Source organism: Rossellomorea vietnamensis NBRC 101237, assembly GCF_001591825.1.
In the GTDB taxonomy this organism is placed as follows: Bacteria; Bacillota; Bacilli; order Bacillales; family Bacillaceae_B; genus Rossellomorea; species Rossellomorea vietnamensis.
In genome coordinates this window covers 67,770-77,623 of record NZ_BCVQ01000017.1, presented here as the reverse complement: position 1 = coordinate 77,623, position 9,854 = coordinate 67,770, and the positions used below count along the sequence as shown (strand labels likewise).

The window sequence follows — 9,854 nt, the reverse complement described above, 5'->3', positions numbered from 1 at the left end:
TCACGCCCCGCGGAAAGCAAGTGCCTGCAGCGGAAAGGAACGGTCTACGTTCTATTCCTATACTTTTTTAGAAGATATTCAAACTAGAACTAACTTAACCAATCACTTAAACAACAAACTTTACAACTTGTGTGCCGTTTAAAAAAGGTATGAATGGGTATCATGTAGAAAGGATTTATATACAGGGTAAATAAGGAAGCATTAAGTTTGACCTTTATTGACCATGGGTGTATGATAACAGTACAAAGTGAATAAGTAACTCTAAAAAAATAAAAGATATCTAAGGAGGAACGAGGATGAATTTAATTCCTACAGTTATTGAACAAACAAACCGCGGTGAGCGTGCATATGACATTTATTCACGTTTATTGAAAGACCGTGTCATCATGCTTGGAAGCGGCATTGACGACAATGTGGCGAACTCCATTGTAGCACAGCTTCTTTTCCTTGAATCTGAAAACCCGGAGAAGGATATCTCAATCTACATAAACTCTCCTGGCGGAAGCATCACGGCAGGTATGGCTATTTACGATACAATCCAATACATCAAGCCTGATGTTCAAACGATCTGTATCGGTATGGCGGCTTCAATGGGTGCGTTCCTTCTTGCAGCAGGTGCAAAAGGCAAGCGCTTAGCCCTTCCTAACGCTGAAGTGATGATTCACCAACCACTTGGTGGTGCTCAAGGACAGGCGACAGAAATTGAAATCGCTGCAAAGCGTATTCTATTCCTTCGTGAAAAATTGAATCAAATCCTTGCTGATCGCACTGGTCAACCTCTTGAAGTAATTTCAAAAGATACAGACCGCGATAACTTCATGACAGCTGAAAGAGCGCTTGAATACGGATTGATCGACCGCATCATCACTCGTAACGAAATGGATAACAATAAATAATGACCAAACAAACCCCCTTCCCGGACTCCGGGAAGGGGGTTTTTAGTTGGCTCTAATTCAATCGCTTTTCCTCAACTGGTACTAGAATCTCCCCATTCATCCCTTTTTTCAACAGCAGATGTAAAATTGTTTTGGACAGCCTGCTGGGATGATATGGTTTGACTAAATAATCATTGGCTCCAAGGGTGAGTCCTTTTTCTTTTTCATCCAGAGCGGAAGAAATGATAATGGGTATTTGGGCAAGTTCGTGGTCCGATTTCATTTTCTCAAGTACATCCCATCCCGACATGCTTCCTTCAAGCATGATGTCCAGAACGACGGCATCAGGTTTCTCTTCCTGCATTTTGCTTAAAGCTTCACCACCTGAAGCTGTATGCAGCACCTTGAACCCACTGTCGGAAAGTTCGGCTTTGAGCAAGGATGCTAGATTGATATCATCTTCTATGACAATAATGGTCATCCCGTCGCCGCATTGTTCATCTTCTTTGAAGGTTTCGATGGTCACGATCGGCAACCTCACGGTGAACAGACTCCCTTTTCCCTCTTCTGAAGAAACAGTGATGTCCCCTTCATGGGTTTCAATGATTTCCTTCACGATGGTCAGACCCAATCCGGTACCACCGATTCTTCTCTGATCGGAGTTGTCGACCCGGTAGAACTTAGTGAAGAGGTTTGGAATTGCGTCCTGTGGTATACCGAGGCCCTCATCCCGAATTTCGATGAGAATGCTCTCCTCCCCTTCACGGAATCGGATGGTGATGGTACCCCCATCAGGAGAATATTTGATGGCATTGCTGATAAGGTTGGTGAATGCCTGTGACAACTTATCCCGGTCCCCAAGGACGATCGTGCAGTCCGTCTCCCTTGCGATATTGAAAGAGTGATGGGGCGCATTGACCCTTTGGGTATCGATCACCTGTTGAATGAGCGGGACGACATCTTCGAATTTTTTATCGAAAGTCTGGCGTCCGGACTCCATGCGCTGCACATCCAGGAAGTCGTTGATAAGGGATGTTAACCGCTTTGCTTCCTGATAGATCGTCGTTAAGTATTTCTTCGTCCGTTCAGGCTTTAAGTCTTTTGTCAACATTAGTTCCGTAAATCCAAGCACGCTTGATAGAGGGGTCCGCAGTTCATGGCTGACGGTGCTGACAAACTCCGATTTCATTTGATCGACTTCGAATTCTTTCGTGATATTCCGATGAACAAAGATCGTGCCTATCTGCTCTTCCCCACGATAGAGGGACTCAGAATACACCTGGAATACTTCTTTACTATCAACCAAGTGATAGGTAAGATGCTGTTTACTTTTCTTCCCCTCCTTCACAATGGTTTCATAATACTCATCCAGTTTCTCTTTGTCTTCCACTTGATCAATCAGTGCCTGCTTCCAGGTTTGATAGCATGACTGTTGAAGTTCGTCAATCTCACCCTTGACCAGAGATGACAATTTCTTATTCATTAATAAGTTGTTTCCCTCTTTATCGATGAGTTGTATCCCCTCTTGAATGTTGTTCAGGATATCCTGGGTCATTTGACGATTCGTCTCGGACTCTTCAAAAAGGGTGATCTTTTGCAAGGAGATGGAGATTTGCTTTGTCAGACTCGTGTATTCAGCCAATTCCTGCTTATTGAAATCATTTCCGAAACGGCTGAATACCATGATGGCTTCCACCTGTTGATCGATGGAAAGCACGGGTAAGAATAAGTCATACGAGTAGAGGGTCTCTTCATGATACCCTTTCTCGGACGGAACCATTTCCCTTTTAAGTGTGAAGGGCTCCCTCGAATCAAATAATCGCTGATGGATACCGTTATAAATGTACGCCAAGAACTGTTCAGCACCATTTTTCGATATTCCATATGCCGCATTGGACTTTTGGTCATCCATGAGGACGATCATCCCCCTTGAGGCCCCCATCACGTGACTCATGCTTTTCACGATACTTTCCAGTACCTCCTGCTTGTTAAGGGAGCTCGAAATCCCATGAATGAATTCATTCCTTCGCTCCAATTGCGACTCTCTGTTCTTTGTCATCGTCAGCAGGTGCTCGAGTTCCGACTGCTGGGATTCAAGCTCATCCTGTTGAGCCTGCAGTTCTTCATTCTGAGCCAGGAGATGCTCTTCCTTTTCCTGGATTTTATAAATCATCTTTTCGAATGCCCTTGACATCTTACCGATTTCATCTTTCCGCTTATTTTCAAACGACCATTGCTGGTATGCTTCATTTTCAGCAATGTGTTCGGCAGCGGACGCCACTTGATCAAGGGGATGACCGATTTGTTTTGCAATCATTCTCATCAATCTCATCAGAACCACGAGCATGAGAAAAATAAAGATGACAAAGGCTGATTGACTTAAAGACTCTTTTCGTTTCAACTCATCATACGCACTTCGTTTGCTTTGTTCAATTGAATCCGCATACCCATTGAGCTGGGTTTGAAAGGTTTCGATTGTGGCCGTTGCCCCGTCAGCAGAAGCTTCTTTCACTGCCTCTATGTTCCCCTCTTCGAAATCTTGGATGATCGGCGGGACCATATCCTTAAAATACAGGTTGGAAAACTCCTCCACATCTTTGTAGAAGCGTTGATCTTCAGGTTCAGTTTCCAGCTCTTTCAATTTTTTTAACGTATCATCGACTTTTTTCTCTTGATTAAAAATACTTTCCTTGAATTCCGGTCTACCAAATGCAAGGTATCCCCTCGCATCGAAGAACGCTTTTTGAAATCCTCTGTCCAATTGCTCAGCCAGATCTTCTTTGTGGTTCAGGGAATTTCTCTTAACCTGGTACTCATTTGTAATGGATTGATCATATAGAAACAAACAGGCTGCCCCAATGAAGAAGATGGCAATGAAACCACTCATCAATCCGATGAATTGATTACGTAAGCTCGTTTGAAAAAACTCTTTAATTCTCTTCATTCAATATGTCCTCAATCCGCTGAACAAGCTCTGCAGGACTATACGGTTTGGCAATGAAATAGTCTGCTCCGGATTTCAAAACGAGGTCTCTATCCGCCTGCTGGCTCTTTGCAGATACCATCATGATTTTCACCGAACCCTTTTCAGGGGAGTTCCTGACTTTTTCAATTACTTCGAGTCCTGTGTATAAAGGCATCATGTAGTCAAGAAGAATGAGATCATAGTCATTTTCCATGATGGAATCGATTGCTTCTTGACCATCTACTGCTTCATCAAGTTCGTGTCCTTCGTCTTCGAGTGTATCCACCATCAGCATCCGGAGCACTTCTTCATCTTCCGCTATTAGAATTCTCGCCATCGGTTATTCCCCTTCTTTCTCAAAAGCTTCTTTCATTTCATAGTAGGACTGCTTCAATCTCTCATGAGAGGCTGGCAGATCCCATGTATCCCAGGAGTATGGATAAAATTGTGCAGGATTGATGAACCGGTTCTCTCCCTGTGAAGGATATGAAAATACGTTTACTCCATCGGTTTCATATAAACCGATCTTAATGGATTCAAGAGTGATTGAGCTTTGCAGGCCATTTCCTGACCAGATATCCCCCATCGCTTCCTTGAGGCTTGGATCTTTTATGTTAAGAAGCTGCCAGGGAATACGGATTTCATATCGACCCGAATTGACACTGATATCCGTTAAAGAATCATATGCTTCATCCTGTGGGTTTGATGTTCCGAACTCAAGAATGCCGGTTTCATAGGATTGAAACGGGATCTTTTCCCCTTCTACGTCCAGTGATTTATTCAACGTCAACCGGATTGGATGATACGTCCCGTTGTTTTTCACGTTGGCATATGTCTCTTCTTCGATCATGTTGAGCACATGCCCATATTGATAATGATGGGTGTCATAATAACTGTCGATCCACAAACGTGCTTCCTTCGTTCCCTTTATATGAAGAGCAAAGTCCACCCCTTTTGTGGTAACACCCTTCACATCAGGAATCGTGGATTGACCCTGATTCCCTATCGTATCAAATAAAAGGTATGTGTCTTTCCTTTCTGAAATACGGTTCGAATCAATTCGGACATACACAAAACGTTCATCACTCGTTACATACATACTGTGTCCATCCTCATCAAAAGCAGGTTTGATCCCATTGAAGGTCCAATCCTGAGGTCTTCCATCCACATGAATCATGGATGTCCCGCTTTTTCCAGGATCGAAGCTCACCATCCCGAACTGCTGCTCATTCGTTTGGGCGTTTTGCCAGAACGGCCGTCTGTCCGGATTGTCATAGTCCATCGTGTTCCATGTTCGCTTGAACCACTCATCCTGCCAGGCAAAGACCATCCCACCTGCCATTTTCTCTTCCACGATATCTTCGAATAACTTGCGGTCTAATTCACCCTGTTCTTTTTCGGAATGATTTCCCTGATCCATGCCGTAGACGTTTTTATGGGTGAGGCCACGTGATCCCGGGACACCGAATTCCGCTACGACTAATGGCATGGAGTGCGCCCTTTTCATGTCATGTAAATAACCGGCGTAATTATTCTTTTCACCGCGATGATCGATATAATCAATATAACGTTTTTCATAGTTCAGAAAATCAGGGTAATACGGGTAGATATGATAGGAAGCGAATAAACCGCTTTTCAGTTTGTCGGTCCCCTTCATGACGTTCGGGTCGACCGATACCATGTCTTCCTTCTCCAGGGGTTCACTTGGATGATCCAACAGATCGGTGGTCACCCAGTTTGTGAAGCTGACCGGCCTTTGCCACTGATACGTTTCGGTTTCATACTTGATCCCTTCATCCATTCTCTCGGTCAGCCAGATTTCAAACGGCTGCGCCTCTTCCGTTTCAATGTATTTACCCTTGAAGTCCTCGAGTCCTTTATGTTTTTCATTTGTCGCAAGGACCACTTCGGGATCCCACTCGACCCCAAAAACCCACCCAAGAACATAAGGGGAGATATCGTAGGTGTACGATCCCGACGCATGGCCTTTTCGTTCAGGAATTTCAGCGTTCCCGTGAACGAGATCGATGGTCTTTTTAATTTCCGAGGCAAATTCGTCTGTATTCTCTTTTGCAAAGGCATCTTCGGATTTCAAGAAAATCTCTTCATTGACCCACACGCCATGGAATAAATACAACGGCTTATCTGCCATCTGATTGTATTCGTAAAAGGCTTCATAAAACTCTGGGGGATGGATGGTGTAAATCCGGAGCGCATTGGCATTCATGGCTCCAATCTGCTTGAACCATCTCATATATTCCTCTTTTGAGATTGCGGTTTCACCTGGAAAGGAACCAGGCCTTGCGATTCCCATATTCACCCCTTTAATAAGGAGGTCTTCCCATTTTCCATCCTTCTTCACTTGAATATAGTCACGGCCGGTCTTCCCTGCAAGCTGCACACCATTTTCTTTCGTGGCTTCGACGGTTTCCTTTTTCTTATCGTCTCCATCCTTTTGGATATCCTCAAGGATCGCCTTCATCATCGGATTATAAGCCTTCCAGTAAAATTGGGAGGAGTCATCCGGTTTGGATGACCCTGTCCACTTTCTCCACGAAGAAAATCCGACAGTTTGATACAAATCGGGCACATCTGCCTGATCTGCATAATCCCCGCTGAAATAGTATGTGTCGTATTGACGGTTTTGTCCGTGCACGACAGCCGGGAACGTAACAGGAAGATTCAAGGCTTTCAACATGTCCTTACCGCTCTTTGACAGTGACAGCGTATAGTTGGCGACGACCTCATCAGGGTTGATCGCTTCCACGATATCAAACCAGTAAGAATAAGGGGTGCTGATTTCTTCGCCGATTAACTCTTCACCACGAGGCGTTGTGGAAAAAACCACTCCCTTCTCTCCGATGTCTTCCTTACCCAACACGACCAGCCGGTCATTTTCGTCCACCAATACATACCCAGGACCTTTGAAGTGATAGGCATCACCATACTGCTTCCCGTAGTTGTCCCTTACCCATTGAGGCACTTCGCTGTTTTCCAGTTCAGGGAAATACCTTCCAATCCAGCCCGACCATTCCAGATTGAACAGGGAATAAAATTTCTTCCGGGTTTCTTCCTCAGTAGGCTGGGCCATGGAATTGAACTCGGCGATCAATGTTTTACCATCCTTCATCGCCATGTCTTTTAATGCGTCCATATCCTGATCGGTTAAGCCTCCGTATAGTTTACTAGACCGCTTGCCCGATACATTTTTATTATGAAACTCTTCTTCATACACCCCATATGTATCGGCTATGTAGACCGCATCATACTTCTCGGTGGATGAGGGAATATTTTTCACATCGAAGGTTTGATCCTTTTTCGGAACAAACCCAATATAATCTTTCTTCAGATCATACCGTTTCCCGTTTGATTGAACATATTTCTGTTGATTTAACAGCCACACAAGACCTTTGTGTTCACGATAAGTAGTATCCGGAACTGTTTTATCAATGATCAACACATCCAAGTTCTGTTCCTTTTTCAGGTGCCACATCCAAAAAGGGGCTGACACCAAAAGGACGATGCTTACGATGAACAAGAGAAAGAAATAGGATTTCAGCTTTGTCATTTCGATACTCCTTTTCTCGCCATTTCTCCCCAACCCCTCTTCTTACGGATCACGTCCAAGATCCCTTCACATCTCCAGAATACGGTCAACGGACGGTACCATAACGTCTCGGTCAATGAATAGACGAAAAGTCTTCCGATATCGGCTGCTTTCGGGAACTTCCGAACGGACCATTCCTCCAGGAGGACCGCAGCCATGGACAACACCGAGCCATAAAGGATGGATAACAAGAATAATAGAATGGCAAATTCCAGATATACCCCGCCCAGGAAAATGGAGAGGACCATGATGATGTACCCCATCAATTCAACAACCGGGCCAAAAAATTCAATAATCAAGAAATAGGGCATGGAAACCATCCCGATTGAACCGTACTTCGGGTTGAACAGGAGCTTCCGGTGGATCCAGAGGCTTTCAAACAGTCCCCGATGCCATCTGCTCCGTTGACGGCGTAAATATTTCAAGGATTCCGGTGCTTCTGTCCAGCTCACCGGATCCGGCACATAGACGATTTTCTTATCGGCTTTTTGTTCTTTTACATAACGGTGAAGTCTGACAACGAGCTCCATATCCTCCCCTACGGTATGGGAATATCCACCCGCATCGACGACCCAGCGTTTTGAGAATACGCCGAAAGCACCCGATACGATCAGGAGGAGATTATGACGGCTCAAGCCGATCCTTCCCATAAGGAATGCCCTTAAGTACTCGATCACCTGCATGATGACAAGGGGGGACCGGGACAGACCGACCTTTACGATTTCCCCGCTTTCGATTTCGCATCCATTTGCGATACGGATACTCCCTCCGGAGGCGATGACCTCCCCATCGGATTCGACGATCGGTTTCATCACTTTGAGGAAAGCGGTCCGCTCGAGAACCGAGTCTCCATCGATGGAGCAGAAATAAGGGAAGTTCGATACATTGATCCCGGCATTCAAGGCATCTGCCTTGCCGCCGTTTTCTTTATCGATCACCAATAAATTTTTATACAGCTTCGACTGATACACACCCTTCACCGGCTGTGTTTCAAGCTGCTGGCGAATCACCCACTTGATTTTTACCAACTGAAAGGTTTCTACGAGTTTCTCCATGGAATCATCCGTGGAGCCATCGTTCACGATGATGATTTCGTATTCCGGGTATTCAATGCTCAATAGTGACCTTACCGTCGCCATGATGCCGACAGATTCATTGTAAGCGGGGACCAGTATGGAAACCGGCTTCGTCTGATGGAGGTGTAAAAGCTCTTCATACGGCTCCCACTCGTCGAGTCCATAGGTTTTCCTTAATTGAAAAAGGGAGATCACGAGGAGAATCGTATAAAACGAGACTACGAGAATCATATAGATAAGAACAAACCACCCAATGCTCATGAGGATGTCCCCCCAATCTATCGCATTCATGAAACCGCCCCCCTTTCCAGCCACTGTTCGGCCATATCCCTTGCATACCCATCTTCCGCATGCACGGCAATTTCCCTTAATAATGCTTCTCCATTTTCCAGGCGCAAAAGAGATTGAGCTGCCTGGGAGCGAACATAAAAGGACGGGTCGCTCATAAGAGCCTGTAAGGCAGGACTCAGCTCCGTGGAACGGATGTATTCACATGCTTTAATGGCCATCAGCCGTTCCTGCCATGAGTCTGCGCTTAAATGAACGGAAAGGGTCGGTATATCAAGATAGAACTCCATCCCCACCACTGCCTTTAAAGCACGGACCCTGAGTTCAGAACCGCCAGTATCCAGTAATTTCTTAAGGAACGAAACATGTTCCATTCGGTTTTTCACCCCGATCGAATCGATGATGGCAAACTTCATGACCTCAGGCAGTTCCTCAAAGGCAGAGACCAATGGCCGGAACTGATCTTCCCTGAAAGAATGAAACAGGAGACTGTATTCAAACTCCGTCAACTCATGCTTCGTCTCTGTCAGCCTTTCAACCAGGTTCTTCTCATCAAACAGCACGGCGATTTTAAGTAGCTGCATCTCTTCCGCTTTGCTGACCTTTTTTGAACCGTGTAGTTTCTTTAACGGTTCCACCATACTCTTCATCTTAAAATCCTGTATCCAGTAAAGAGCATTCATCCGGATACTCCATCTTCTGTGTCCAAGCTGAGACAGGATGAACGGTTGAAAGTGTTCTTCTGCAAACCCTTGTAATCGTTCCTGTATGTCTTCCGAGGCAAACATTTTTGAAAAGCCTGCAAGCAACTCGACCAGCGCCCTCGTCTGCAGGGGAGAACGTACCGTTAATCCCTCCGCCTCCCTCCCTTCTTGCAGGAAGTGAAAGAGTGGCAACTGATATTCTTCTTTCAATTGATCAATCTGCTTCCGATTTTTATTATCGTTCACTTTTTTGATCATCAAATACAGACAAAGTCCCGATAATATCACCAGCAGAACGACCAGCACAACAGTAAAATAAAAAAGTTCCCGGGAGTACAC

General features: G+C 45.1%; 6 protein-coding genes. 1 reads left to right on the top strand and 5 read right to left on the bottom strand.

Annotated elements, in window-relative coordinates:
- The first annotated feature begins 296 nt into the window (after positions 1-296).
- Complete coding sequence (clpP, locus tag BVI01S_RS11185) at positions 297-896, top strand: ATP-dependent Clp endopeptidase proteolytic subunit ClpP (RefSeq protein WP_034764224.1); 600 nt, start codon at positions 297-299, stop codon at positions 894-896.
- 52 nt (positions 897-948) lie between these two features.
- On the opposite strand, the gene BVI01S_RS11180 is transcribed toward clpP, so the two are convergent.
- Genes BVI01S_RS11180 through BVI01S_RS11160 form a run of 5 tightly spaced genes read right to left on the bottom strand, consistent with a single transcriptional unit; the run spans position 949 to position 9,854 of the window.
- Positions 949-3,819: an ATP-binding protein gene (locus tag BVI01S_RS11180; RefSeq protein WP_061810190.1), complete on the bottom strand. Its 2,871-nt coding sequence runs from the start codon at positions 3,817-3,819 to the stop codon at positions 949-951.
- Positions 3,806-4,177, bottom strand: a complete 372-nt coding sequence (locus tag BVI01S_RS11175; RefSeq protein WP_034764230.1) for a response regulator transcription factor — start codon at positions 4,175-4,177, stop codon at positions 3,806-3,808. Before BVI01S_RS11175 ends, BVI01S_RS11180 begins: the two co-directional genes overlap by 14 nt.
- A 3-nt stretch (positions 4,178-4,180) precedes the next feature.
- Entirely contained in the window at positions 4,181-7,408 is a 3,228-nt protein-coding gene (locus BVI01S_RS11170; RefSeq protein WP_082804713.1) for a hypothetical protein, read from the bottom strand.
- Entirely contained in the window at positions 7,405-8,814 is a 1,410-nt protein-coding gene (locus tag BVI01S_RS11165; protein WP_061810189.1) for a glycosyltransferase family 2 protein, read from the bottom strand. Before BVI01S_RS11165 ends, BVI01S_RS11170 begins: the two co-directional genes overlap by 4 nt.
- Positions 8,811-9,854, bottom strand: a complete 1,044-nt coding sequence (locus tag BVI01S_RS11160) for a HEAT repeat domain-containing protein (RefSeq protein ID WP_061810188.1) — start codon at positions 9,852-9,854, stop codon at positions 8,811-8,813. Before BVI01S_RS11160 ends, BVI01S_RS11165 begins: the two co-directional genes overlap by 4 nt.